The organism is Nesterenkonia aethiopica (genome assembly GCF_039534665.1).
In the GTDB taxonomy this organism is placed as follows: domain Bacteria; phylum Actinomycetota; class Actinomycetes; order Actinomycetales; family Micrococcaceae; genus Nesterenkonia; species Nesterenkonia aethiopica.
This window is the reverse complement of record NZ_BAAAVT010000014.1, coordinates 81,733-107,241: the sequence shown is the minus strand read 5'-3', so window position 1 is coordinate 107,241 and position 25,509 is coordinate 81,733. Positions and strand designations below refer to the sequence as shown.

At 69.5% G+C, this 25,509-nt stretch carries 22 protein-coding genes; 9 read left to right on the top strand and 13 right to left on the bottom strand.

Translation table 11 applies throughout. The features are described 5' to 3' along the window. Positions 1–108: 108 nt before the first annotated feature. From ABD658_RS11530 to ABD658_RS11520, 3 genes are all read right to left on the bottom strand, one after another. Complete coding sequence (locus tag ABD658_RS11530; RefSeq protein ID WP_344681338.1) at positions 109–3,435, bottom strand: hypothetical protein; 3,327 nt, start codon at positions 3,433–3,435, stop codon at positions 109–111. A gap of 121 nt (positions 3,436–3,556) precedes the next feature. Then, positions 3,557–4,441 (bottom strand): ABC transporter permease, encoded by an 885-nt coding sequence (locus tag ABD658_RS11525; protein ID WP_344681339.1) that lies wholly within the window; start codon positions 4,439–4,441, stop codon positions 3,557–3,559. Continuing rightward, positions 4,438–5,373, bottom strand: a complete 936-nt coding sequence (locus ABD658_RS11520) for an ABC transporter ATP-binding protein (protein ID WP_344681340.1) — start codon at positions 5,371–5,373, stop codon at positions 4,438–4,440. The genes ABD658_RS11525 and ABD658_RS11520 overlap by 4 nt, the downstream gene beginning before the upstream one ends. Positions 5,374–5,453: 80 nt before the next feature. Between ABD658_RS11520 and ABD658_RS11515 the strand changes: the two genes are divergently transcribed. After that, on the top strand, positions 5,454–6,242 hold the full coding sequence (locus ABD658_RS11515) for a TetR/AcrR family transcriptional regulator (protein ID WP_344681341.1): 789 nt from the start codon (positions 5,454–5,456) through the stop codon (positions 6,240–6,242). Positions 6,243–6,252: 10 nt separating this feature from the next. Here ABD658_RS11515 and ABD658_RS11510 read toward each other — a convergent pair whose 3' ends face one another. Further along, positions 6,253–6,888, bottom strand: coding sequence for a DUF998 domain-containing protein (locus ABD658_RS11510; protein ID WP_344681344.1), 636 nt, complete (start codon positions 6,886–6,888; stop codon positions 6,253–6,255). Between the two features lie 290 nt (positions 6,889–7,178). Between ABD658_RS11510 and ABD658_RS11505 the strand changes: the two genes are divergently transcribed. Further along, positions 7,179–7,607 (top strand): VOC family protein, encoded by a 429-nt coding sequence (locus ABD658_RS11505; protein WP_070160340.1) that lies wholly within the window; start codon positions 7,179–7,181, stop codon positions 7,605–7,607. 349 nt (positions 7,608–7,956) lie between these two features. Next, positions 7,957–8,721 carry a 23S ribosomal RNA methyltransferase Erm gene (gene erm, locus ABD658_RS11500; RefSeq protein WP_344681347.1) on the top strand — a complete coding sequence of 255 codons (765 nt, stop codon included), beginning with the start codon at positions 7,957–7,959 and terminating at the stop codon, positions 8,719–8,721. 37 nt (positions 8,722–8,758) lie between these two features. Here the strand turns inward: erm and ABD658_RS11495 are convergent, their stop codons facing one another. The 5 genes from ABD658_RS11495 to ABD658_RS11475 all read right to left on the bottom strand — a co-directional run bounded on the left by ABD658_RS11495 (position 8,759) and on the right by ABD658_RS11475 (position 15,166). Next, on the bottom strand, positions 8,759–9,958 hold the full coding sequence (locus ABD658_RS11495) for a pyridoxal phosphate-dependent aminotransferase (RefSeq protein ID WP_344681349.1): 1,200 nt from the start codon (positions 9,956–9,958) through the stop codon (positions 8,759–8,761). Between the two features lie 44 nt (positions 9,959–10,002). Next, entirely contained in the window at positions 10,003–11,349 is a 1,347-nt protein-coding gene (gene rlmN / locus ABD658_RS11490; protein WP_344744590.1) for a 23S rRNA (adenine(2503)-C(2))-methyltransferase RlmN, read from the bottom strand. A 60-nt stretch (positions 11,350–11,409) separates the two neighbouring features. Next, positions 11,410–12,483 (bottom strand): siderophore-interacting protein, encoded by a 1,074-nt coding sequence (locus ABD658_RS11485; protein WP_344681351.1) that lies wholly within the window; start codon positions 12,481–12,483, stop codon positions 11,410–11,412. Positions 12,484–12,620: 137 nt separating this feature from the next. Next, on the bottom strand, positions 12,621–14,954 hold the full coding sequence (locus tag ABD658_RS11480; protein ID WP_344681353.1) for a heavy metal translocating P-type ATPase: 2,334 nt from the start codon (positions 14,952–14,954) through the stop codon (positions 12,621–12,623). Then, a complete protein-coding gene (locus ABD658_RS11475) occupies positions 14,951–15,166 on the bottom strand; it encodes a heavy-metal-associated domain-containing protein (protein WP_344681355.1) in 216 nt (71 codons plus the stop codon). Before ABD658_RS11475 ends, ABD658_RS11480 begins: the two co-directional genes overlap by 4 nt. A 111-nt stretch (positions 15,167–15,277) precedes the next feature. On the opposite strand from ABD658_RS11475, the gene ABD658_RS11470 reads away from it, so the two are divergent. From ABD658_RS11470 to ABD658_RS11460, 3 genes are read left to right on the top strand one after another with little or no spacing between them, the layout of a single operon-like run. Continuing rightward, positions 15,278–15,652: a metal-sensitive transcriptional regulator gene (locus ABD658_RS11470; protein WP_425574509.1), complete on the top strand. Its 375-nt coding sequence runs from the start codon at positions 15,278–15,280 to the stop codon at positions 15,650–15,652. A 60-nt stretch (positions 15,653–15,712) separates the two neighbouring features. Continuing rightward, complete coding sequence (locus ABD658_RS11465) at positions 15,713–16,633, top strand: DMT family transporter (protein WP_344681357.1); 921 nt, start codon at positions 15,713–15,715, stop codon at positions 16,631–16,633. A 20-nt stretch (positions 16,634–16,653) separates the two neighbouring features. Beyond that, the gene (locus tag ABD658_RS11460) at positions 16,654–17,781 is read left to right on the top strand and encodes an NAD(P)H-dependent flavin oxidoreductase (protein WP_344681359.1); all 1,128 of its coding nucleotides are present in this window, start codon (positions 16,654–16,656) and stop codon (positions 17,779–17,781) included. A gap of 398 nt (positions 17,782–18,179) precedes the next feature. Here ABD658_RS11460 and ABD658_RS11455 read toward each other — a convergent pair whose 3' ends face one another. After that, positions 18,180–19,676 carry a hypothetical protein gene (locus ABD658_RS11455; RefSeq protein WP_344681361.1) on the bottom strand — a complete coding sequence of 499 codons (1,497 nt, stop codon included), beginning with the start codon at positions 19,674–19,676 and terminating at the stop codon, positions 18,180–18,182. A gap of 164 nt (positions 19,677–19,840) precedes the next feature. Here ABD658_RS11455 and ABD658_RS11450 point away from each other — a divergent pair, with 164 nt between their 5' ends. Together ABD658_RS11450 and ABD658_RS11445 are read left to right on the top strand one after the other, a co-directional pair. Continuing rightward, on the top strand, positions 19,841–20,626 hold the full coding sequence (locus tag ABD658_RS11450; RefSeq protein WP_344681363.1) for a methyltransferase domain-containing protein: 786 nt from the start codon (positions 19,841–19,843) through the stop codon (positions 20,624–20,626). Between the two features lie 139 nt (positions 20,627–20,765). Continuing rightward, on the top strand, positions 20,766–21,857 hold the full coding sequence (locus ABD658_RS11445; protein WP_344744585.1) for a CPBP family intramembrane glutamic endopeptidase: 1,092 nt from the start codon (positions 20,766–20,768) through the stop codon (positions 21,855–21,857). A 20-nt stretch (positions 21,858–21,877) separates the two neighbouring features. On the opposite strand, the gene ABD658_RS11440 is transcribed toward ABD658_RS11445, so the two are convergent. From ABD658_RS11440 to ABD658_RS11430, 3 genes are all read right to left on the bottom strand, one after another. Further along, positions 21,878–22,021 carry a hypothetical protein gene (locus tag ABD658_RS11440; RefSeq protein WP_344681367.1) on the bottom strand — a complete coding sequence of 48 codons (144 nt, stop codon included), beginning with the start codon at positions 22,019–22,021 and terminating at the stop codon, positions 21,878–21,880. Then, on the bottom strand, positions 22,018–22,590 hold the full coding sequence (locus ABD658_RS11435) for a hypothetical protein (RefSeq protein WP_344744583.1): 573 nt from the start codon (positions 22,588–22,590) through the stop codon (positions 22,018–22,020). Before ABD658_RS11435 ends, ABD658_RS11440 begins: the two co-directional genes overlap by 4 nt. A 92-nt stretch (positions 22,591–22,682) precedes the next feature. Then, positions 22,683–23,690, bottom strand: a complete 1,008-nt coding sequence (locus ABD658_RS11430; RefSeq protein ID WP_344681371.1) for a hypothetical protein — start codon at positions 23,688–23,690, stop codon at positions 22,683–22,685. Between the two features lie 362 nt (positions 23,691–24,052). Between ABD658_RS11430 and ABD658_RS11425 the strand changes: the two genes are divergently transcribed. Continuing rightward, a complete protein-coding gene (locus ABD658_RS11425; RefSeq protein WP_344681373.1) occupies positions 24,053–25,486 on the top strand; it encodes an MFS transporter in 1,434 nt (477 codons plus the stop codon). Positions 25,487–25,509 lie beyond the last annotated feature (23 nt).

Genomic DNA, 25,509 nt, shown 5'->3' with positions numbered 1-25,509 from the left:
TCTGTCGGCATGTCCCATGCATACCGACGGCCGCTTAACACGCCGCAGGCCCGAGGCGGGACGTCCCGCCTCGGGCCGCTCACGGTCGACCTCAGCTTTCCGCACCGGTCAGCCGTCCTCCCCGCAGGTGTCGGAGCCGTTCGCGCACGGCGAGTACGAGCTCAGATCCGAGAAGTCGAACAGTTTGCCGCACAGGCGCACCCGGTCGCCGTTGATCTGAGCCTTGACCGGAGCCTCTCCGGAACCGACGGCCAGGATGATCTTGAACTCGGCCTCCTGCCCGGCCTGAGCGACCGCAAGGACGCCGTCATCCGTGGTGATCTCGGCCTCGGCCCCGCCGACGACCCAGCCGCGCAGCCAGTTCTGCCCGTTCTTCACCGTGAAGAGCTGGTCCTCGCCGCTGACCTCCGTCTCGATGCTCACACCATCCTGGGGAGCGAGCTGCCAGGTCCATTCACGCTCTTGGCCGTCGCCCAGCACGTCGTGGATCGCCAGAATGGTGTCGACCTGTCCGCGCGAGGTCATGTCGACCACCGCTTCGCGGGTCGCCGTCTCGACCTCCAGGTTGCCGGCGCCGTCGAAGAGGACGCGCCCGCCACCCTGGCCGGCATAGGCCTCCTGGTCCAGCGTGACGCCCTCTCCCACGGTCTGCGTGGGATCGCCGTCCACCAGCACACGGGAGTAGCCATCAGCATTCTGCTGATCCCGGCCCGGCTGGGAGGCCCAGACTGTGTCGTGGCTGATCAGCGAGATCCCGAACGTGTCGAAGCCGGACCAGCCGAGGTGGTTGTGGTTACGGTTGTTCAGCTGCACCAGGACGTCGTTCTCATCCACCACACGGTTACGGAACGTCGCGGCCCCGGCCTCCTCATCGAGGATGGCCGGCAGGACAAGGTCCGGGTCATAGGCGTCCTCGGCCGCCAGCTCCTCGGGCCAGTCGATCAGCGCCTGGATCCCGAACGCCGGGGAGTACCAGGCCTCCTCGGCCCGGTGCCCCTGAGTCCGTTCGAACATCTCCACCAGGGTGCCCAGCTCACCCTCTTCGGCACGCTGCAGGTAGAGCGGGAAGGAGATCGCGCCGTCGCCATTCGCCACACCCCACTGCAGGCGCGCGTTCGGAGACTCCTGGAAGGAGATCGAGCGGATCAGCAGGTCCGTGGTGTCCGGGCGATGCCACTGGTCCCGCAGCGCATCGATACCGGCGTCGAAGCTACCCAGGATGCCGGGCGTGGAGATCATATTCGTGTAGTCCAGGTATTCGAGCCCCTCCTGGAACCAGCCCTCGTCGGTGTGGGCGGACTCCAGGTGCTTGGTCAGCTGGTCGAGGACCTGCCCGATCCGCTCGGCGCGGTGACCGTAGTCGCCGTCGCCGCGGACGGCGAGGTGCTGGGCCAGCTCGGCGCCGAACACGACGCCGACCCAGTTGCTGGCCTTGTCCGGCAGCGTCAGGTTGGGGTGCTCCACGAACTCGAAGAACGCACTGGTGCGCTCGAAGTACGCCAGGGCGTGGGCCCGCTGCTCCTCGTCCCAGGCCGGGTAGGCCCAGTCGTAGGTGAGCGCCAGCTGGGAGACCGGGTTGGCCGTGTTCAGCTCCTGCTCCTCGCCGAAGGGGGTGGCCTCGGCGGCGGCGACGAACCCGTCGAACGCACGGTCCGCGTAGGATTCGTCCTGGGTGACCTGGTAGACGAAGGCCGCCTCCCGGGCGTAGCGGTCGGCTGAGGAGCCGAAGTCCTCCATCCCGGCGTCCACACGGGCCCGGATCATCTCCCAGTGTTCCTGGGGAGTGCCGGGCTCGGCGATGATCCGGTCGATCTTGGCCAGCACCTCGTCGTCCAGTCCGATGCGCGGGTGCTCAAGGCTCGCCGTCTCGGCGGTGGCGAGCAGCACGCCTTCGGCGTCCACGAGCCCCACATGCGCGGCACCGTCCGCGCCAGTGCCGCCGAAGGCCTCCAGGTCCTGCGCCAGCGCCTGCGCGGAGGCCGCGGACTCCTGGGTGAGCGGGGCCTCCGCGCCTACCACGGACAGCGGGAGGGAGCTGTCCGCCGGGGCGCGCCAGCCGAGGTGGACGCCGTCCTCGGTGGATGCGGAGGAGACGTAGGCGGCGGCGGTCGCATCCCGGGACGGTGCAGTCGTCGTCGCGGAGCTGCTCTGCCAGACGACCTCGCCGTCCGCGTCATGTCCGGTGATCACGTAGGTGTACTCGACCCCGGCGGTCCAGGCGGGGTCGGCGGCCTGCGTCACCGCACCGTCAGTGCGCCGCAGCCGGTCCTCGCCGTCAGTGGCGGGCTCCTCGGCGCCCTCCGCGCGGTGCACGACGAACTCGGCGACCTCGGCGTCGTCGGGGGCCGACCAGTTCAGGCCCACGTCCCCGGTCCCGGTGACGGAGGTGTGGAGGGTCGCATCGGAGTCGGCGGCGGTGAGAGTGATGTCGTCGACGTCCATGACCGCCTGCACCGAGTCGTTGAAGACGTGCAGGCGCACAGTGGTCGCGTCCTCCGGCACGGAGATGATGCCGCTGGTGCGCTCCCACCCGTCGGTGGGCGTGCTTCTGCCCAGGAAGGTCGAGCCGCCGGACCCGTCCACCACGTCCGCGCGGATGCCGGCGCGTCCCGATCCGGAGATCTCCGGGATGTCCGAGTGGAACGTCAACTCGTAGGGTCCGCCGCCCGCGGGCAGCTCGACGTCCTGCACCAGGGCCAGTCGGCTGCCGGTGGTGTCCGTGGTGATGCGCGCGGCGTGGTCGCCGGTGCGCCCCTCGACGCGTGTGATGCTGCCGCTTCCGGCGGGGTTCCAGCTGGTCCAGTCGTCGGGCAGGTCGCCCTCGAACTGCTCGAACCCGCCGTTGACGACGTGGCGGACGGCCCCGTCGCTGACTCCGATGAAGACGTCGTCCACGCGCATCTCTCCGGCGAGGAAGTCGACCATCGGCTCGATCCGCAGCTCGGTGGCGCCCTCGGGCACCTCGAGCACCGTGCGGATCTGACGCCAGCTCGGTGCGGCGTCCTCGCCGAAGAACTGAGCGTCATGCCCGGCGAAAGTGACCCGCAGCGCGGCGCGGCCGGTGCCCTCCATCTCCGACTTCTCCTGCCAGAAGGAGAGCTCCAGGTGCTCGGTACCCTCGGGGAAGGTGATGCCCTGGACCAGAAATCCGCGGCTTCCCGTGGTCTCCGTGCGGATCTGGGCGGCTGCGGAGCCGTCCCGGCCCTCCACCTGGGTGAAGCTGGCCTCACCCGCGGGGTTCCAGGTGCCCCAGTCAGTGGGACCGTCCCCGTCGAAGGACTCGAAGGACGAGTTCGCGACCAGGTTCCCGCCGTCGGCGGCTGCCGGCTGCGGGACCAGCAGGCCCAAGAGCAGCCCCAGCAGGGCCGTCCAGGCGGCGGGTCGAGCCGCGGAGCGGATGCTCGGCGACCGATGGTGCGACTGACGTGTTCTCATGATGCTCTCGACACCCCTCAGAGTGATGTGCGACACAGTGATCATAAGAAAGCTACGCGCCGCTCGATCATGAGACAACGAAACGTGATCGCATGATCGAACTCGGTCGCACTGATGGGCGTCAGCGGCCGGTGCGCCGCGGGAACACGACCGCGGTGAGCCACACCGCGAGGATCACGAAACCGAGGCACCAGAGCGGGCCGGCCCACCAGGTCGAGGGAACCTCCGTCCCGGTGATCAGGGCGCGGGCGGCATCGATGATGGGTGTCATCGGCTGGTGCTGTGCGAAGCCCTGCAGCCATCCGGGCATCGTCTCCACCGGAGCGAAGCCGCTGGAGACATAGGGCAGGAACAGCAGGATGAACCCGTAGCCGTTCGCCGACTCCGCCGAACCGGAGACCAGTCCGAGCAGAGCGAAGACGCAGGTGATGGCCAGGATCCACAGGGCGATGAGCCCCACTGCTCCCAGCAGCTGGGGCAGGCCCGCATCCGTGCGGAAGCCGACGGCGAAGGCCACCCCGAGCAGCACGGCTGTGGCCAGCAGGTTGCGCACCATGGAGGCCACCGTGTGGCCCAGCAGCACCGTGACCGCCGGGAAGGGCATGGTCCGCAGCCGGTCCATGAAGCCGGTGGTGACGTCGTTGCTGACGACGACGGCGGTGTGGGAGGCGCCGAATCCGGCGGCGGTCAGCGCGATGGCCGGCAGCACGAAGGCCAGGTAGTCGGCCCGGCTGCCGTCCCCGATCGCCATGGCCTCCCCCATGACGAAGGTGAAGATCAGCATGAGCATGACCGGCAGCAGCACGGCCATCAGCACGGACTCCACGTCCCGGAAGGAATGACGGAGACTGCGCAGAGAGAACTGCGCCAGGCCTGTCAGCAGCCCGGCTCCGGGCGCCCCAGGGGGAACCCGAGTCGGTGTCTGCGGCATCTCGGCGCCCTCGGCGCCCTGGTGTTGACGGGCGGGCCGGACGCCGGCGAGCTCGTCGGTGCTCGTACTGGTCATGACAGGGCCTCCTCGGTGATCTGATCGGTGGGCGGGGCGCCCGTGAGCTGGAGGAAGACCTCGTCCAGGCTGGGGCGACGCACCGTGACACGCATGCCCGGGCGGGACTCAGCGACGCCGTGCAGCACCCGCGCGACGTCGTCGACCTCTCCCCCGGTGGGGATCTCCTCACAGACGTGCCCCGCGTCGTCGCGCAGTTCGATGGTGGAGCCGCCCACCTGCGCCTTGAGCTCCTCGGCAGTGCCACTGGCGATGATCCGACCGCCGTGGAGCACCAGGACCTGATCGGCCAGGACGTCGGCCTCCTCGAGGTACTGGGTGGTCAGGAACACGGAGGTGCCCTGGTCGGCGAGGGCCTGGATCTCATCCCAGAGCGCCTGGCGGCTCCGTGTGTCGAGCCCGGTGGTGGGCTCGTCCAGGAACAGCAGCCGCGGCTCGGGGATCAGCCCGACGGCGATGTCCAGCTTTCTGCGCATGCCTCCCGAGTACGTGCCGACCCGGCGGCGGGCGTGCTCGGTGAGGCCGAACCTCGCCAGCAGCGCCTCGGACCGCTCGCGGGCTCGGGACCGGGACAGTCCGAACAGGCGGCCCATGAGCTGCATGTTCTCCTCCCCGGAGAGAGACTCGTCGACCGCGGCATGCTGACCGGTCAGGGAGATCAGCCGCTGCAGTTGCCGCCGATCGGCCCAGGGGTCCAGTCCGAGCACCCGCACCTCGCCTGAGTCCCGGGGGATCAGGGTGGACAGGATCGAGACGAACGTGGTCTTGCCGGCGCCGTTGGGACCCAGCAGGGCGTGGACGCCCGGGGGCAGTGACAGGGTGAGGTCGTCCAGGACTCGATGGCGTCCGTGGCTCTTCCTCAGCCCGGTGACATGGATGAGCGGAGGGGCGTCCTCCGGCGCGGCCGCGCCGCGACTGTCTGTGTACGTCATATATAGAGTGTGACATACACAGTGTAGTTCGTGCACAGTCAATGTCAGGTAGTACTCGTCCAGATGAGAGAATGCACGTCATGGTCGACACCACTGAGACAGGCCTCCCCCGCGCGGTCGCCGTCGCCTGGGGCATGCAGGAGACGCCGCAGCGCGGCCCGAGCCGCGGCCTGAGCCATGAGCGGATCGTGGCCGCTGCGGTCCGCATCGCCGACGAGGAGGGCCTGGCCGCGGTCACGATGCAGGCCGTGGCGAAGTCCTTGGGATTCACCACGATGTCGCTGTACCGCTATGTCTCCGGCAAGGAGGAGATGCTGCAGCTCATGGGTGATGCGGCCGCGCGGCTCTCTGAGAAGGTCACGCTCGATCCCGACTGGCGCCAGGCGCTCCGGCAGTGGGCCGCGCTGATCCGGGAGGCCTGGCGGGCGCACCCCTGGCTCCGCGAGATTCCCCGGGGACAGGTCTCGGTGCTGATGCCCAACCAGATGCGCCTCGCCGACCTCGGGCTCCAGGCTCTGGAGTCCCTGCCCCTGACCAGGGACGACAAGATCGGCATCATTCTCGTGGTCTCCCAGCACGTGGCCTCGATGACCGAGCTGGAGCTCGCCCTGGCGCAGGAGGGCCAGCTGACCGTCACCGAGGAGGGCGCCGCGATGCTCAAGGAGGTCATCACCGAAGAGCGCTACCCCCACGTGGCTCCGCTCTATCAGGCCGGCGACTACTCACCGGGGTCCACCGCCTCACCCCCAGCCACTGACGAACCACCGGTGGAGAACGTCGAGGCGGAGTACGACCTCGGTCTGGACCTGATCATCGCGGGCCTGGAGTCCCGCGCCGGCGGCGCTGCGGAGACGGCGACTCGACACTGACGAGCGCGGGTCACGCCACCGCCAGGACCACAGCTCCCAGGCTCGGCAGCCCGAGGACCAGATGGGCCCGCTGCCACAGACCGGCATCCCCGGCGTCCTGCTCCCATCGCTCCCCGAATCGCACGGCCAGCCACCCCGTGGCCAGGCCCGCGACGACGGCGGCGACCCGTACCGCCGTATCCAGGCCAGGGACCACGACCACCCCGATCATCACGACCGGAAGCCCGAGGAACACCACGGAGCCCGCCTGGTCATGCCGCCGGTGCCGCCGGGACAGCACCTCGGGGTCGCCCGCGGGACTGCCCGGCGGATATCCCCGCATGGAGTCCATGCGGAACAGCCCAGAGGCCACCACGGCGAGGCCCAGGACCGCGACGCCGCCCGCCCAGATCAGGCCTGCCCAGGGGACGTCTGACCCAGAGACGCCGCTGAGGGCCTGTCGGATGAGCACGGAGGCCCCGATGATGAGCGCGCTGCCGAGCTGGAGGAAGTTGGCAGTCTGGACCCAGCCGCGAGAGCTCAGGGCGAGGGCGCTGACGGGTTGGCGGCGAGGATCGTAGCCGGGCCGTGTGGCCCCGTCGATCACGAAGACCGCGATGAACAGGACAGCGCCGAACAGCGGCGCTCCCAGCAACAGACTCGACATGCTCACAGCACCCTCTCCGACGGGCCGAGCTACGGATACCTCAGCTTAGGAGGCGGATCCCTTGCGAGGCACGTGCCGATGGTCACGAACGTCGTGACGCGCGGAATCCCGAACCCCGGGCGAGCGACCCTTCCCCTCGCGTGCGAACCGGAGCACGATGACAGGCACAGGCCCCTCCGCGGCCGGCGGGAACCCGACCGAGTCCCTCGGCATCCGCCGTCGCGGTACGGACCCACACCACCTGTGACTCGAGGCCCGAGTGGCCCCGACCCTGCGAGGAAGGCTCCATCATGGCTGTCGCGCTGACCCCCTACCTGCAGCTCCCCGGCACCGCCCGCGAGGCGCTCGAGACCTACCATGCCGTGTTCGGCGGAGAGCTGGGCATGCTCACCTACGGCGAAGGCATGGGGGTCGACGACCAGAACAAGGACAGCATCATGCACGGTTCGCTCTTCGTGGACCGCGGCCTGCACGTGATGGCCTCCGACCTGCCGCCCGGGATGGAGAGCAACGGGCTGGGCACCATCGCGCTCAGCGTCAACGAGCCCGACGCCTCGGAGAACACAAAGCTCGAACGCTGGTGGAACGACCTGAGCGAGCACTCCGAGGTCCTCATGCCGCTGGAACGCGCACCCTGGGGTGACCGGTTCGGCATGCTGAAGGACCGGTTCGGGGTCACCTGGATGTTCAACACCGCCGAGACCGCCTCCCAGGGCTGATCAGCCCCAGACCGGCCTCTGCTACCCTCATGCCCATGGGTTCCTTCAACGCCATCTACATCATCGCCGTGGCCCGTCCCCGCACGGGCTCAGCGGCGATGAGCAGCTGAACCTCGAGGCGTGGTCGCGGCACGTCCGCGCTCGGCGCTGATCTACGCGCCCCTCGAGCTCCGTCTCTTCCCGTAGTCCACCGCTGGCCTCTGCCTGCCTGCGCGCCCGCGCGCCGTCGGCAGCCCTGCCCTGGTGACGAGGACGAGTCCCTGATGCTCTCCCGCCGCCGCAGCTGACCACCACGCTGCGCGGCGCCTCGTGCTGCCCAGCGTGATCCCTGCGCGATCTGGAGATCACTGTGCACACCTATACCCACAGCCGTCACGAACACGGCCAGAACTTCCTCATCGACCCCCGCGCCATCCGGACCGTGGTGGCGCTCGTCGCCCGCACCGAGGGCCCGATCCTGGAGATCGGCCCCGGAGACGGCGCCCTGACCCTGCCGTTGCAGACGCTGAGACGCCCCCTCACCGCAGTGGAGATCGACACCCGCGCGGCCCGGCGTCTGGACCGGTGCACTGGCCGACGCACCCGGGTGGTCGAAGGGGACTTCCTCACCCACCGTCTCCCCCGGGAGCCCCACGTGGTGGTCGGCAACCTCCCCTTTCACCTGACGACGGCGATCCTGCGGCGGCTGCTCTATGCCCCCGGCTGGACCGATGCCGTGCTGATGACCCAATGGGAGGTCGCCCGCCGACGTGCCGGCGTCGGGGGATCCACCATGATGACCGCCCAATGGGCCCCGTACTACGCATTCAGGTTGGAGGGACGGATCCCCGCGTCGGCGTATCGACCCCGCCCTGCCGTGGACGGCGGACTGCTGACCATCGCACGGCGGGAGCGTCCTCTGGTCCCCCATACGGACCGGAGAGCGTATGCGGCCTTCGTCCACCGGGCGTTCACCGGACCGGGCCGCGGCATGGGGCAGATCCTGCAGCACGGCCTCGGACTGTCACGCCGCGAAGTGGGCCCACTGTTGGGCGCTGCGGGAGTGCGTCGCGATGCTGCCCCCGGCCGTCTGACTGCTGAGCAGTGGGCCGCCCTCTGGCGGCGGGCCCCCTGACTCGGTCAGCGCAGGGTTCAGTCGGTCGCCCCTGGGCTCAGCCGCGGTGGAAGGCCACGATCCGGTCGAGACCCTCGGCGACGGCGGTCGGCCCCGGTGCCAGGGACAGGCGCACCCACTCGTGACCGGCCACGGGATCGAAGTCAGTGCCGGGGACGATCGCCACCCCGGCCTGCTGCAGGACCGCCTGGCAGTAGGCCGGGGAGTCCCCGAACTCCGCCAGGTGCTCGCCGATGTGCGCGTAGACGTAGAACGCGCCGTCGGCGGGCGCCAGCTGGCCCCAGCCGAGCTCCGACAGCCGGTCCAGCACCAGCTGACGGGCAGAGGCGTACTGCTCCACCTGTGCTCCGGCGAAATCCATCGACTCCGAGCTGAAGGCCTCCACGGCGGCCAACTGGGAGCCGTGCGGCGGACACAGGGAGACGTTGCCGGCCAGCCGCGCGACCGGATCCACCAGATGCTCCGGCAGGACCGCCCAGCCCAGGCGCCAGCCGGGCATGCCCCAGTACTTGGAGAACGAGGACACCACGACGGCGTCGTCGGTCAGTTCCAGTGCGCTCACCCCGGGAGACGGGCGACCGGTGGCCGGACCGGCCCCTCCATAGGTGATGCCGTGATAGATCTCATCGCTGACCAGGTGCACGTCCTGCTCCCGGCACCAGTCCACCAGAGAGGTGAGCTCCTCACGGCCGATCATGGTGCCGGTGGGATTGGCCGGGGACGCGAGGATGAGCCCGGACAGCGGGCCGCCGTCGGCCGCCGCCTGCTCCAGGAGCTCCACGGTGGGCTGGAAGCGGACCGCAGGGCCGCAGCCCAGATCCACCACCTCGATGCCGAGGCTGGCCAGGATGTTCCGGTAGGCGGGATAGCCGGGCCGGGCGAGCGCCACGCGGTCGCCCGCGTCGAAGGCCGCCAGGAAGCTCAGCAGGAACGCCCCGGATGACCCGGTGGTGATGGCCACCCGCTCGACGTCGACCTGCGTGCCGTACCAGTCGGCGTAGTGGGCGGCCACGGCCTCCCGCAGCGGCCGGATCCCCAGCGCGGCGCTGTAGTTGAGCACCATGCCCTGGGCGTGGATCTCCGCGGCGGCGCGATTGACCGCCGGAGGAGCGCCCGAGCCTGGCTCGCCGGCGGTCAGCGAGACGACGTCGCGGCCCTGCGCGCGCAGGGCATCGATCTGAGCGAGGATGCTCATCACCTGAAAGCCGGGGACCTCGGAGCGCTGCGACGGTTTCATGCCCGCCAGCCTATCGGCCGCAGCCGCGGTGAAGCGGTGCGTGCTCAGTCCTCGGCGGCGGCGAGCTGGCCGCAGGCGCCGTCGATCTCCTTGCCGCGGGTGTCCCGCAGCGTGGTGGGCACACCCTTGGCCTCGAGCCGTGCGATGAACTCCTGCATGACCTCCGGCTCGGAGGACGTCCAGATGGAGCCCGGGGTGGGGTTCAGCGGGATCGGGTTCACGTGCACCCATCCCCGCCCGCGGGCGTTGAGCTTGTCCGCCAGCAGGTCCGCGCGCCAGCCGTGGTCGTTCATGTCCTTGATGAGCGCATACTCGATGGAGACCCGCCGGCCGGTGGTCTCGTAGTAGTAGTACGCGGCATCGATCGCCTCGTCGGCCTTCCAGCGCGAGTTCACCGGGATGAGCTCGTCGCGCAGCTCGTCGTCGGGGGCGTGGAGGCTCAGGGCGAACGTGATCGGCAGGTCCTCATCGGCCAGCTTCCGGATCGCCGGCACCAGGCCGACGGTGGAGATGGTGATGCCCCGGGCGCTCATCCCCAGGCCCTCGGGGGCGTCATCGATCATCCGGTGCACCGCGTTCATCACCCGCTTGTAGTTCGCCAGCGGCTCACCCATGCCCATGAAGACGATGTTGGAGACCCGCTGCGGACCGGTGCGCTGCGTCCCGCCCGCGGCAGGCTCAGGCCCCTCCTCGGCGAAGTCGGTCTCCTCGCCGAGGCCGGCGTGGTCCCGCTCCTCGGCGATCTCCGCCGCACTGGGGGCGTCGAGTTCTCCGGCGGCGATGGCCCGGTTCGCCTGGACGATCTGGTCCACGATCTCCGCGGCGGACATATTGCGGGTGAGCCCGTTCTGGCCGGTGGCGCAGAAGGGGCAGTTCATCCCGCAGCCGCACTGGGAGGAGATGCACAGGGTGATGCGGTTCCGGTACCGCATCAGCACCGACTCCACCAGGGCGCCGTCGAAGAGCCGCCAGAGGAACTTGATGGTGGCGCCGTCGTCGGTGCGCAGCCGACGGACCTCGGTCAGCAGCGGCGGCAGGAACTCGGAGACCATCGCCTCCCGCGTGGCCGCCGGCAGGTCCGTCATCTCTGCGGGGTCCGAGGTGTAGTGCTGGAAGTAGTGCACGGAGAGCTGCTTGGCCCGGAAGCCCGGGTAGCCCAGCTCCTTGGCGCGAGCGATGCGCTCCTCCAGGCTCATGTCCGCCAGGTGCTTGGGCGGCTGGGTGACACGTGCGGACTGGGCGAACTGCAGCTGCGGGCGCCCGTCGGGACCCATGGGCTGCTTCCACCCCTCCGGCTTGGGCCGGACCTGAGGGCGGGCATCGTCGGCACGGGCGGGGCGCTGCGCCGCGGCCGCGCGCGGCGTCTCCGGGTTCTTCGGTGAAGTCGACATCGACACCAGTGTCCCATGCCGGGGCGGCCTCGGGTCGGGGGGATGAGCCAGGGGGACGGGTCAGGCGCTGGCGCGGCCCGCCTTCCAGTACCCCATGAAGGAGACCTGCTTGCGGCTCATGCCGAGGCCCTTGACCAGGTGGCGGCGCAGACCGGTGATGACGCCGGCCTCTCCGGCCAGCCACGCGTACTCCCGGAATCCCTCGGGGTCGCCGACCTCCCAGAGCACGGCGTCCTCGCTGACCTCGGGCAGCTCGCCGGTGTCCGGGGCACCGACGGCGGCGCGCGCCGGCTCGCAGGCGACCTGCCGGGCGGCGAAGATCTCCTCCCGGCGGCGCGCCCAGTCCTCGACGGCCGCGGTGAGCCGCTCCCCCAGAGGCGCACCGTCGCGGCCGAGCCAGTGGACGGTGACACCGCAGCGGGTGGTGACCTCGAGGGCGTCCTCGCTGCTAGGCACCTCCAGGTACGCTTCACCAGTGATGCCTTCCGGCAGGGACTCGAGGATCGCGCACATGGCAGGCACGGCGGTCTCGTCCCCGGCCAACAGCACGTCCCGGGCGGTGCCGGGGTTCCATTCGATGCCGGCCCCGACCTCCTCGGAGCGCCCGTCCGGGCCGATGACGATCAGCTCATCACCGGGACGGGCGGCGCTCACCCAGGCGGAGGCCGGACCCTCAGTGCCGTGGACCACGAAGTCTATGTCGATCTCGCGGTGCTCCGGACGGATCGCGCGCACCGTGTAGGTGCGGATGGGATTGCGCTCCGCGTCGTCGAGCTCGCGCCAGCGGTGGTACCACTCCATGATCGTGGGGGCCGGGTCGGCGAAGAGCCCGATCTCCGGATACTCGCCGTCGGCACGGGGCAGGAAGACCTTGATCCGCTGGTCCAGCCCACCGGTGTAGAAGTGGCGGAGGTCCTCAGCGGTCACCGTCACCCGGATGAAATGGGGACTGAGCCGTACGACGTCGGCGACCGTGGTCCGGAACGCACGGGTCGCCGGGATCGGGCGAGCCTCAGCCGTCGACCCGTCGGTCGGCACGGTGGGCGCCGTGGCGCTGCGGCCCGAGCCTTCCACGGCACGGATCTCCGGGCGGGCGGGTGTCGCCTCGGCGACGTCGACCGGCTGTGCGCTCATGGGATCCTCCACAGGTCGGGGCGACCCCGATGCGCTCGATCGAGCCATCAGGGAAGGTTCGCCTCACCACAGTAGACGCCCTTTAGCGAACTTCGCAATGACGAAACCGACTGTGACGCCGCTGTCACCGGGCCCGCTCACCGGGCCCGCGCGCGGAACCCGCGCAGCCGCAGGCTGTTGCCGACGACGGACAGCGAGGAGAGCACCATCGCCGCCCCGGCGAGCATCGGGTTCAGCAGGCCCAGCGCGGCCAGCGGGATCGCCGCCGTGTTGTACAGGAACGCCCAGAACAGATTCGAACGGATCGTGGTGAACGTCTTCCGGGAGAGCCGCACGGCGTCGGCCACACTGCGCAGGTCTCCCCGGATGATGGTGATGTCGGCGGCGTCGATCGCCACATCGGTGCCGGTTCCCATGGCGATCCCGAGATCCGCCTGCGCCAGGGCGGCGGCGTCGTTGACACCATCGCCGACCATCGCCACCGTGCATCCCTTGCCCTGCAGACGCTTCACGGCGTCGACCTTGTCCTCGGGCAGCGCCTCAGCGATGACCTCAGCAATGCCGACCTCCTCGGCCACGCGCTCGGCGGTCCCCGTATTGTCACCGGTCAGCAGGACGGGAGTCAGCCCCAGCTCCTTCAGCTGGGAGACCGCCTCCGCTGAGGTCTCCTTGACGGCGTCGGCGACGATCAGCACGCCGGCGAAGGCGCTGTCGACGGCGACCAGCACGGGTGTCCGCCCCTCGCGCTCGACGCGGCGGCACATCGCCAGGACCTCGTCCGGCAGGTCCACGTCCTGCTCGGCGAGGAAGCTGCGCCGCCCGACCCAGACGTCACGCCCCTGGACCTGGCCGGAGACCCCGCGACCCTCATGGTTCCGGAAGCCCTCCACCTCGGGCAGGGAGCCGTCCCGCTCCCCGTGGGTCTCCCGGGCCGCGGCCGTGACGGCGCGGGCTATGGGATGCTCGGAGTAGGACTCCAGGGCGCCGGCCAGGCGAAGGAGCCGATGGTCGGCGTCGGTCACCGGCTCGGGCTCCGTCTCCGGAGCGCCGATCGAGTGGATCGCCGTCAGCCGCATGGAGCCAGTGGTCACCGTGCCGGTCTTGTCCAGCACCACGGTGTCCACGGTCCGCGAGGACTCCAGGACCTCGGGCCCCTTGATGAGGATGCCCATCTGGGCACCCCGGCCCGTGCCGACCAGCAGCGCGGTCGGGGTGGCCAGCCCCAGGGCACAGGGGCAGGCGATGATCAGCACGGCGACGGCGGCGGTGAACCCGGCTTCGGCGGGGTGTCCGATCAGCAGCCAGGCCAGCAGGGTGATCACGGCGATCACCAGCACCACCGGCACGAAGATCCCGGAGATCCGGTCCGCCAGCCGCTGCACCTCAGCCTTCCCGGACTGGGCCCCCTCCACCAGGCGCGCCATCTGGGCCAGCTGAGTGTCGGCTCCGATGCGGGTGGCCCGCACCACGAGACGCCCGGAGGTGTTGACGGTCGCTCCGGCCACCGGGCTGCCCGGTGAGACCTCCACGGGGATGGACTCCCCGGTGAGCATCGACATGTCCACTGCCGAGACGCCGCGGACGATCTCCCCGTCGGTGGCGACCTTCTCGCCGGGTCGGACGACGAACGCGTCCCCGACGGCGAGCTGCTCCACCGGAATGCGGACCTCCTGAGCTGCGCGCAGCACGGAGACCTCCTTGGCCCCGATGCGCAGCAGCGAGCGCAGTGCGGCCCCGGCCTGCCGCTTGGAACGCTTCTCCAGATAGCGGCCCAGCAGCAGGAAGGCGGTCACGGCGGTGGCGACTTCCAGATAGATGTTGGCCGCGCCGTCCACATGCTCGGGGAAGAGGCTGAACTCGTGGCGCATTCCGGGATCTCCGGCCGTGCCGAAGACCAGCGCGTAGAGCGACCAGATCAGCGCCGCCAAGGTCCCCAAGGAGATGAGCGTGTCCATGGTGGCCATGCCGTGGCGCGCGTTGAGGGCCGCGGCCCGGTGGAACGGCCAGCCTGCCCAGAGCACCACCGGCAGGCTCAACACCAGGGAGACCCAGCCCCAGCCGTCGAACTGGGTGACCGGGACCATCGCCCAGACCACCACGGGCGCACTGAGCACGGCGGCGATCACCAGGCGACGCTTCAGCCCGCGGAGCTCGCGGTCGGCGCGCTCGTCCTCCTCCGACTCATCCTCCTCAGGAAGCTCAGCGGTGTAGCCGGTCTTCTCGACGGCGGCGATGAGAGCCTGGACGAACTCCTGGCGGTCTTCGACGTTCTCACCGCTGATCCAGGCCTTCTCCGTGGCGTAGTTGACCGAGGCGGTGACGCCGTCGAGCCGGTTGAGGCGCTTCTCCACGCGGTTCGCGCAGGAGGCGCAGGTCATCCCGCCGATCTCCAGCTCCAGTCGCTCGACGCCGCCGGAGCTCTCAGCCCTGTGCGGCGGCGCAGTGCGCGCAGATCCGAAGACATCGGTCATGAGGCGCGCACCGCCTCGTACCCGGCCTCGTTCACGGCGGCGATGACGGCGTCGTCGGAGACCGGGTCCTCAGCCGCGAGGCGCAGCGTGCCGCTGGCCACGCTGACCTCGACGCCCTGTACGCCGTCGAGGGCCTCGACCTCCTGCCGGACGGCGCTCTCGCAGTGCGAGCAGGTCATGCCGGTGACGGTGTACTGCAGGGTGGTGGCCATGGTGCTCCTCCGTGACGTGAGTGATCATCTGATGCCGACAACTATACCCCTAGGGGGTACACTTGTATACCCCTCTCCAGTACACTTCGTCACATAAGGAGGCCATGACCGATGAGCGAGACGACGACGGCCGACCCCAGCGAGGGCACGGCAAGCACCGACAGCACGGCGACTCCCGAACCCCGCGAGCACGCCGAACATACCCATCACGGATACATGTCCGACAAGTCCCGATACCTCTCGCGACTGCGCCGTATCGAAGGACAGGCTCGAGGCATCCACCGGATGATCGAGGACGACACCTACTGCATCGACATCCTCACCCAGATCAGCGCCATGACCTCCGCCCTGGAGAACGTGGGCCTGGCCCTGCTGGACGACCACCTGAAGCATTGCGTCGCCGGCGCCGTGGCCGAGGGAGGCGCCGACGGCGAGGAGAAGCTCAAGGAAGCCTCCGACGCCATCCGACGCCTGGTCAAGTCCTGACGAGCCGCTCCCCCGTCACAGCGCTCAAGCGCACCGGCACCGGTGTGCCACACTGACCGCATGGTGACTCCGCTGAAGGGCACGCTGCTCCTCCTGGCCGGGACCTTCGCCCTCGGCGGCACCTCACTGCTGATCTCCACCATCGCGGCAGACCCCCTGGTCATCGCCTCCCTGCGATGCCTCCTCGCAGTCCCGATGCTGCTGCCCCTGGCGCTGTGGGAGCTGCGCCGTGTGGACCGCACCGCCTCTCTGCCCCTTCGCACCGTGGTCGGCGCACTCGTCGCCGGACTCGCCCTGGGGATCGACTACAGCTTCTGGAACACCTCCATCGGTCTGGTGGGTCCCGGCATCGCCACCGTGCTGCTCAACATCCAACTCGTCGCCCTGCCCCTGATCGCCTGGCTGGTGGAGCGCGCACGGCCCATTCCGCAGCTGGCGGCGATCATCCCGCTGATGCTCACCGGAGTGGCGATGACCGCCGGAACCTTCGACGTCGGCGGGGTCCAGCTGGGCGGAGTGCTGGCCGGACTGGCCGCCGGCACCGCCTATGCGATCTACCTGGCGGTCATCCGTCGGACGGCACCGGCGACCACCAAACCCGCACCGTTCACGGTCCTCGCCCTGGTGTGCCTCTCAGCCGGCGCCGCGGCCGGAGTCGGTGCCGTGATCACCGGAGGCGCCCACTGGCCCGCCGAACCTGGCACGTGGGGCCAGCTGCTGGCCCTGGCGTTCGTGGGCCAAGTGGTCGTGTTCTGGTGCCTCAACGTGGGCATGACCGGCATCTCGGAGACCGCGACCTCCACTCTGCTGCTGCTCCCCGGAGTGTTCGCCCTGGGGCTGTCGTCAGTGCTGCTGCGAGAGACGCCGTCACCGATCCAGCTGACCGGCTGCGCGGTGATCATCCTGGGCGCCTGGTGGGCGTCCCTCGCCTCCCACCGGAGACGGCGGGGCCGGGAGTCATCTGCTGTGGACCGGCGCTGACCAGGGGTAGCCTCGGCGGCATGAGCACCCGACTTCAGCGGCTGCTGAGCCAGCTGCGCTCCCCCATCCTCCAGGCCCCGATGGCCGGCGGTCCGGCGACGCCGGCGCTGGCCGCCGCGGTGCACTGCACCGGCGCCTTCGGACAGCTGGCCGGCGGCAACCTCTCTGCCGCCGCGCTGGCCGCCCAACTGGACGACACCAGGGAGCTCCTGAGCTCCCCTGCACCGCCGGACGGGGCCCTGCCGGTCGAGCCTCTGCCGGTCGCGCCTCTGCCGGTGGGCGTGAACCTGTTCGTACCCGACCCGGACACCGCCGAGGCCGCCGCACTGGAGGGGTACCGAGCCGCCCTGCGCCCGGTGGCGGATGCCCTAGGCGCGGAGGTTCCTGAGGTTCCCGCATGGTCGGATGACGACTTCCCCGCCAAGGTGGAGCTGCTGGTCTCCCGGCCGGTCGCCGTCGTCTCCTTCACCTTCGGCCTCCCGGCGGCGGAGGTGGTGCGCCGACTGCAGGAGGTCGGCTCCGCCGTCGTGATCACCGTGGCCGACCGGCCCGGTGCGCTGCGTGCTGCGCAGCTGCGGCCCGATGGCCTGGTGGTGCAGGGGCAGCAGGCGGGCGGACACCGCTCGGTGCTGGACATGCGCGACGATCCCGACCCGATCGACACGGCCGACCTGCTGCGCACGGTGCGCGGTGCGCTGGAGGGCCGCCGCGACGGAGATGACGGCGACGGCGGTTCGGCGAGTCTGTCGCTGATCGGGGCCGGAGGGGTCGGGACGGCCGAGGACGTGGCCGCCCTGTGTGACGCCGGAGCGCAGGCCGTGCAGGTGGGGACCCAGTTCCTTACAGCGTCCGAGGCCGGCACCCGCGCGCCCCACCGGGAAGCGGTGCTGGATCCGGCACGCCGGGAGACCGTGGTGACCCGGGCGTTCTCCGGCCGGCCGGCGCGGGGCCTGCGCAACCGGTTCATCGACCAGATGGACCGACACGCGGTGACCGGCTATCCGCAGGTGAACCAGCTGACCGCCCCGCTGCGTGCGGCCGCGGCAGCCGCCGGAGATGCTGAGCACCTGAGCCTGTGGGCAGGCACCCGCACCGATGCCTGCCGGGAGGAGCCCGCCGCCGACGTCGTCGCCCGCCTCACGCCCTGACCTCCCGAACTGGCGTCCGTGACGGGCTACCGCCCGGCTCCTCGCCCGTGGATCGTCCGCCCCTGAGAAATCGTCCCTGAATCTGGCGACGATCTGTCACTGAGAGACGATCTCTTGGCCGAAACGGGCTGTCAGGAGCCTGCAGACAGACAGGACCCTGCAGACAGAACGGCGGCCCGGCCCAGAGCTGATGCTCTGTGACCGGGCCGCCGCCCACCTACCTTGCCAGGGGTGTCATGCGCTGCGCCGTCATGCCCGGAGATCCGCCCAAGAATCTCCGGCGGCGACAGCGCCACCCCATCTCGCACCTGCCAGGAGGAGTCCGCTGACGCTGTCCGTGACACCGTCAGCGGTGTCGGGTCTGGCAGAACCACCCGAGTCCATCAGGGACGCCCGACTCAGTGGTCGTGATCGTCCTCATCATCGTGATCATGGTCGTCATGACCATCGTCATCGTGGTCGTGGTCGTGGTCATCCTCGTCGCCATGATCCTCGTCGCCATGATCGTGACCCTCGTGGTCGTCCTCGTCTCCGTCGTCCTCGTCACCGGCGTGCTCGCCCTCGAAGTCGTCGGACACACCCTCCACGGGGCGGCCGTCCACCGCGGCGATCTCGTTCGGTGCGAAGTCCAGCTCGGCCTCGTGGATGATCTCCAGCTCGTTCAGGTCCACCATGTGGATGGCCTGAGCATCGGGCTCGGTGATGTAGGCGATGTCGTCCACCACGCGGATGGCCGGTCGCGGTTCCTGCCACTCCTCAGGCTCGGTCCATTCGTCCATGATCTGGAGGTGGTCGATGTGCTCGCCGGTCTCCTCGTCGATGACGTGCAGCTGCCCGTCCTCGGCGATGACCAGCGCCTCACCCTCGGGGCCACGCGCCAGGGAGCGGAAGTTGTAGGCGGCACCGACGTCGCCCAGCACGATCTCCTCAGTCTCGGAATTGACCAGGGCCACCTCCGTCATCGGCTCCTCGCGGTCCTCATCCAGCAGGTAGTCGCCCAGCAGCACGGGAGAGTCGTCATGGGGGAAGAGGTTGCCGATCCGCGCGAAGTCCTCGCCGGCCTCGACCTTGGTGAACTCCTCGCCGTCGAACAGCAGGACACCGTCCTCGCAGCCCACTGCGATGGTGTGGTCCGGAAGCGCAGCCTCACCGTGGACCCCCGGGCACTCCTCGCTGCGGGCGACCTCCTCGCCGTCGGCGTCCAGGAAACGGGCACCGCTGCGATCGGCCAGGGTCTCGAAGCGAGAGCCGTCAGCGTTGACCACGGCGACACCGTGGTGCGCCTCCTCGGTCTCGGCCACCTCCGCCTCAATCTCCGACTCGGCGTCGAGGCTGCCCAGGTCATAGCTGTGGATCTCCCCGTTGCCGTCGAAGAACAGGGCACCGACGCCGTCGTGGGCCACGACGTGACCTGGCTCAGGACCATCGACGGTGATGTCGGTCAGCAGCGGATCGGTCGTGTAGTAGTGGTTGTGATCGCCGTGCGGAGCACCCCAGGTGCCGCCGTCGAGCAGGCGGAACGTCTCACCTTCGGTGAGGAAGAAGTGGCGCCCGTCACCGGCGGAGTTGACGCGCACGAAGCCCTCCGCGTCAAAGTCGCCGAGAACCTCCAAGGTCGCCCCGTCGAGCACGGCGACTCCGCCGTCATGGGTCACGGCCAGACGAGTCGTCGGCCCGCCGGCCTCATGGGTCTCCCGGTCAGACGGTTCGACGCGCTCGTCTTCGGAGTCCTCCGCCTGCGCACCGTCCTCGTCGCCGGCATCCGTCTCCTCGGTCTGCGCGGCGGTGTCCAGCTCCTCCTCGTCGCTGGTGGCGGCGCCTTCATCGCCGCAGGCGGACAGGACCAGAGCCGAAGCCATGGCCAGGGAGGTGAGAGTGAGTGCTTTCCTATTCATGCGAATCATTATCAGGAATCGCTCGCAATAGATGCAAACCGTTCGCAGTTTGTGACGGCGAGGTGACGGCGCGTCCCACCGCCGGCGAGCGCGGCGACCCACCAGGTGTCGGAATGTGTCCCGGCCCCTCGGTTCCGCTGACCAGCGTCCATAGAATGACAGCCATGCCCAGTACCCAGTGGAACCCGGGTGCGTATCTGACCTACGCGTCCGAGCGCACGCAGCCCTTCATCGACCTCCTCCAGCGCGTCCGCCTCCCCCAGGCGGGGACCATCCTGGACCTGGGCTGCGGCCCCGGAAACGGCATGCCCGTGCTGCGCGGCATGTGGCCGCACGCGTCCATCACCGGCGTCGACTCCAGCGCGGAGATGCTCGACCGCGCCCGGGAGGCCACCGACGACGACCGCATCAGCTACATCCGCTCGGACATCCGGAACCTGGAGGTCCCCGAGCCGGTGGACCTGGTGGTCTCCAACGCGGCCCTGCAGTGGCTCCCCGACCATCGGGACGTGCTGCCTCACATCCTGGACATGGTGGCGCCCGGCGGGGCGCTGGCCGTCCAGATCCCGGGGAACTTCAGCGCACCCAGCCACTCGCTGCTGGCCGACTTCGCCTCCCGCGAACCCTATGCCGCCCATATCGACCAGGACTCCCTGCTCCAGCCGACCCACGCGCTGACCGACTACATGCTCGACGTCGCCCGCCCCGGCTGGGAGGTGGAGGCCTGGGAGACCCGCTACCACCATGTGCTGCAGGGCGAGGACCCGGTCTTCCAGTGGATCTCCGCGGCGGCCGCGCGCCCGGTGCTCCAGGCCCTCCCGGAGCCCGAGCTGAGCCGGTTCACCGAGGAGTACAAGGCAGCTCTGCGCGAGGCGTACCCGCAGACCTCGCTCGGCACGGTCCTGCCGTTCTGTCGCCTGTTCTTCATCGCTCGTCGCCCAGCGCAGTGAAGTGCGTCGCGGCCGCGCTCGGACTCCCGGGCGCGGCCGCGCAGGCCTTCTGCGTCTCGGTCAGGACGTCAAGCCAGACCCCGTATCATCGGGGGCTGGACCGGACCTTCCCCTGACCGTGAGACCAGTGAGGCCTCCCATGTCGCAACACTCCCCTGACACCCGACCGGCAGCCCAGGAGCCCTCCGACGGCGTGCCTGTACGCACCGCCCCGGCCACTCCGCGGACCCCGCTGGTGATCATGAGCACCTATCTGATCCTGGCTCTGGCCCTGGGTTGGCTCATCGGCTTGCCCCTGGTGCTGATGGAGGCGCCGGACCGGCACGCCGCACCGCTGGACATCTTCTTCAACCTGTTCATGCTCAGCCCCGCACTGGCAGCCGTGGCCGTCCACGTGATGGAACGGCGCCAGCCCGCCCAGGTGCTCTACGGCCACTTGGCGCGGACGCGTGAGTCCGAGCCCGACGCCGACGCTGAGCACGACTCAGCGGCCGACGTCGAGATCACCACTCGGCTGCGGCCGCAGACGGTGACCGACGCGCTCGGCATCACACCGCTGCGCCCGGTGTCTCGACTGATCAGCTGGTCGGTGCTGGGCCTCCTGCTGTTCTTCGCGTTCAGCATGGCCGCTCTGCCGATCGGCGGCCTGCTGGGGGTCTACGCCTTCGACCCGTCCATGCCGGTCTTCGTCCAGGACCTGGGCCAGCGTCTGGGCCACGACCCCACCGAATTCATCGCCACCGGCCTGATGGTCGAGGCCGGGATCATCTTCGCCGCCGCCCTCGGCTTCGTCTTCCTCCATGTGGGCGCGGAGATCGGCTGGCGCGGCTGGTTCTTCCCCCGGGCGCAGCTGCGCTGGGGCACCACTCGCGCGGTGCTGATCACCGGGGCGGCCAACGGACTCTGGTATGCGCCGCTGCTGGCCGTCGGCTTCTTCTACGACCAGGCCGACGTCTTCCAGGCCATGGGGCTGATGATCGTCTTCTGCATCATCATCGGCGGAGTCCTGGCCTGGCTGCGCATGCGCTCAGGATCGGTCTGGCCGGCTGCATTCGCCCAGTCGATGATCACCGCGGCGACGATCCTGGCCTACTGGTTCACCTCCTTCGGCGAACAGCTCGACTTCCGGCAAGCCACCCTGCAGGGCTGGTCCGGCTGGCTGCTGCCGGCCGCTCTGCTGGGCGTGCTGCTGCTGACCCGCCGCCGCAGCTTCGCCCCGGCGAGCGCCTGACGTCTGCCGGCCGCTTCACCTCAGCGGAAGTCGATCTCCTCCAACGCGTCGATCTGGGCGGTCAGGTGCTCCTCGAGGGCCTGTTCGTCGCCCTCCTGGACAAAGCGCGCGTAGAGATGGACACCGTCGCCGTCCCAGGCCGCGACCCCGGCGGTGCCGGTCATCCCCTCATACTCGGTGGAATACCAGAATCCCCCCCGACATCCGGATCGTCCCAGGGTTGCATCTCGACGACGAGTCCGTCGTCTCCCTCCACCGTGGGGCAGGCATCGGGGAGGTCAGCGTGGAACGCGGCGACGTCGTCGTCGCCTTCCGCGGTGAACAGCTTGATATGAGCCATCCCGTCCTCCTCACCAGGAATGTGGAAGGTCGACTCCACGAGCCCCGTGCTGATCACGAGCAGCCGGCGCAGCTCTGCCATCGCCTCGTCACAGTCGGCTCCCGTGGCCGCGTCCTCCGCAGAGATCTCGAAGTCCAGAGGAGTGGAGTCCCCTCGCCGTCGGTCCTCGCTCAGGTATGCCGTGGGACCCTCTGAGTACGTCCAGCCTTCTGGAAGCTCATCGTCGTCCAGGGCGGCCTCCCGGAGATGCTGCTCAGTCTCGGGAGGCTCTCCGTACCGTTCCACCAGTTCCTCGTCGGAGAGGTCGTCTGGTCGAGCAGCTGTGGCTCCGTCGAGCCGTCGGTGAACCGAGTCGTGGGGGTCATGGGGAGAGTCCTCTTCCGTCGTCGTCACAGGTCTGTGAGAAAGATCGAGCCGGCTCTCCCTTCCGGCACACCGATCTGGTGAGCCCAGAGGCTACCAGGCGTCACCTCCGAGCGGGTAGGTCAGCGGAAGTCGATCTCCTCGAACGAGGCGATCTGGTCCACGAGGAACTCTTCGATGAGCTCCTTGTCGTCGATGCCTTCGACGAACATGTACAGGTGGACGCCGTCGCCGTCCCAGACGGCCAGCCCGGTGGAGATCTCGTGTCCCGAGATGACCTCCTCGGCCCAGAACCCGCCGATGTCGTCATCGTCCCAAGGCTCCAGCATGGCCTCATCCCCGTCCTCGTACACCAGCTCCGAACAGGCGTCCGCCAGGGCGCTGTAGGGGCCCATGAGGTCAAGGCTCCGGTCCGTGGTGAACACGTCCATCTCCACCACCCCGAAGGCGTCGTCGTAGATGACCGCCTCCCCGGATCCTGACGCGCTGGTGGAGAGGTCATCGATGTCCGCGAGCGCGTCCTCGCAGTCCTCATCGAGGTCGTAGCCGGTCCAGTCCAGCGAGAAGTCGTACCGGATGCGCTCCTCGCCCGGCTCGATCTCGGTCAGATACGGCGTGGGGCCCTCCTGATAGAGCCAGCCGTCCGGCAGGTCATCGGGGTCGAGGTACCCGGCGAGGATGTCCTGCTCGATGGCCGGGCCCTCCCCGACGTCCTCGTCCTCGTCGTCCTCGTCGTCCTCGCCCTCGCGGTCCAGGTCCGGGCCGAGCGAGTCGTCTTCCTCGTCGTCAGCCTCATCATCGTCGGAGTCATCGTCCTCGGCGTCGCGGTCCTCAGTGTCGTCGGACCCGGTGTCTCCGTCGGTGTCTCCGTCGGTGTCTCCGTCCTCATCCACGGTCTCCTGGTCGTCGGGCTCGGCGTCGGTCGCCTGTTCATCCCCCAGGCTCACGCAGCCGCTGAGCAGCAGCATCGCCGCCGAGAGCAGCCCGGCCGCCCGCAGCCGCGCCGTCGGCGACCGTCGGTCTCCCCTCGGCTCATCCTCGGTCAGCTCTCCCCTGTCCTCCGGTGCGCGGCGGACGCCCGCCGTCACCGCAGCGGCCAGCGCTCGTCGGTCCACCCCATGTCCGCTCATGAGTCCGTCCTTCCGTCCCGTCACTCAACCTGCGACGCACCCGTGTGAGCCCCCTCGGCCCTGGCACCGGCCCGTTGCCCCGACAGTAGCAACGCCGGCGGCAGACCGGGAGATGCCGCGCCTCGGCGCGACCCGCGCACCGCACCCGACGACGACGCCCCGGGACGACGGCGGACCGCGGCCATCCGGCACCTCACCACCGGACGGCCTGGTGCTGAGGCTGGTCTTTCCTTGCCGAAACTCTGCGATGCCCACGGCGAAACACCGGGTTGGAATCGTAGAGCCCACCATGAGGCCCCGCCTCACACGCCAGCCCAGGTTCCACCACGTGCCCGCCGTCGAGCGGAGGAGAGCAGGACACCATGACCCCGCAGCCCTACAGCACCGGACCCCTCACTGACACCGAGCAGCACCACGCCGCCCCGCCTGCCGAGGTCGGCCAGGCCCCCGAAGACCGTCTGGTCGTGGAACGCGGCCGCTGGATCACCAACTGGCAGCCTGAGAACTCCCGCTTCTGGGAGGGACCAGGACGGGTGACCGCCCGGATCAACCTCATCTGGTCCGTATTCTGCGAGTTCCTGGGCTTCGCCGTCTGGCAGCTGTGGTCCGTCACCGTGGTCTTCCTCCCCCAGGTGGGCTTCGACCTCACCACCTCCCAGCAGTTCTGGCTGGTGTCCCTGCCTCCGCTGGTGGGCGCCACCCTGCGCGTCCCCTACAGCTTCACCGTCGCGATGTTCGGCGGACGCAACTGGACCATCGTGTCCTCCCTGCTGCTGCTGATCCCGACCCTCGCCATGGCCTTCAGCCTCGGCAACCCCGACACCCCCACCTGGGTCCTGTTCGCGATCGCGGCAGCCGCCGGATTCGGCGGCGGGAACTTCGCCAGCTCGATGGCCAACATCACCTTCTTCTACCCGGCCAAGGAGAAGGGTGCGGCACTGGGCGTCAACGCCGCGGGCGGGAACCTCGGTGTCGCCGTCGCCCAGTTCACCGTGCCGATCGTGGTGACCGCCTTCGCCTTCGGCACCTTCCAGCCGAACCTGCCCATGGCGGGGATCTTCTGGATCCCGTTCATCCTGCTGGCCACCTGGGGCGCCTGGAAGTACATGCACAACCTCTCCCACGCGAAGAACGACCTCAAGGGGTCCCTGTCGACGCTGAAGGAGAAGCACCTGTGGATCATCGCGGTCCTCTACATCGGGACCTTCGGCTCGTTCATGGGCTTCGGCTCCGTCTTCCCCACGCTGATCAACATGACCTTCCCGGAGTTCTCCAGCTTCCAGGTCCTCGGCGCCGCGCTGTCCCTCGCCTTCATGGGCCCGCTGGTCGGCTCCCTGGCCCGTCCCTACGGCGGCAAGCTCGCCGACCGCATCGGCGGCGCCCGCATCACCGCCCTGTGCTTCATCCTCATGGCCGGCGTCACCGCCCTGGTGGTGCTCACCCTGCCGATGGCCAGCTTCTGGATCTACCTGCTGCTGTTCCTGACCCTGTTCACGCTCACCGGCATCGCCAACGGCTCCAGCTACCGGATGATCCCGCTGGTCTTCAAGCTCTCCGTCAGCGCCGACGACCGAGTCGGCCATGAGCGGAAGGCCTCGGCGGCGCTGGGCCTGATCGGCGCCGTCGGCGGCTACGGCGGCTTCGCCATCCCGCAGATCCTCAACTTCTCCCACAACTCCACCGGCGGATTCGACGTCGCCTTCTGGTGCTTCGCGGCGGCTTACATCGGCTTTGCAGGACTGACATGGGCCGTTTACATGCGACCGGGCACAATCTTCGCCAAGGCCAACGTCTGACGAGCTGCAACTGACGACCCCGG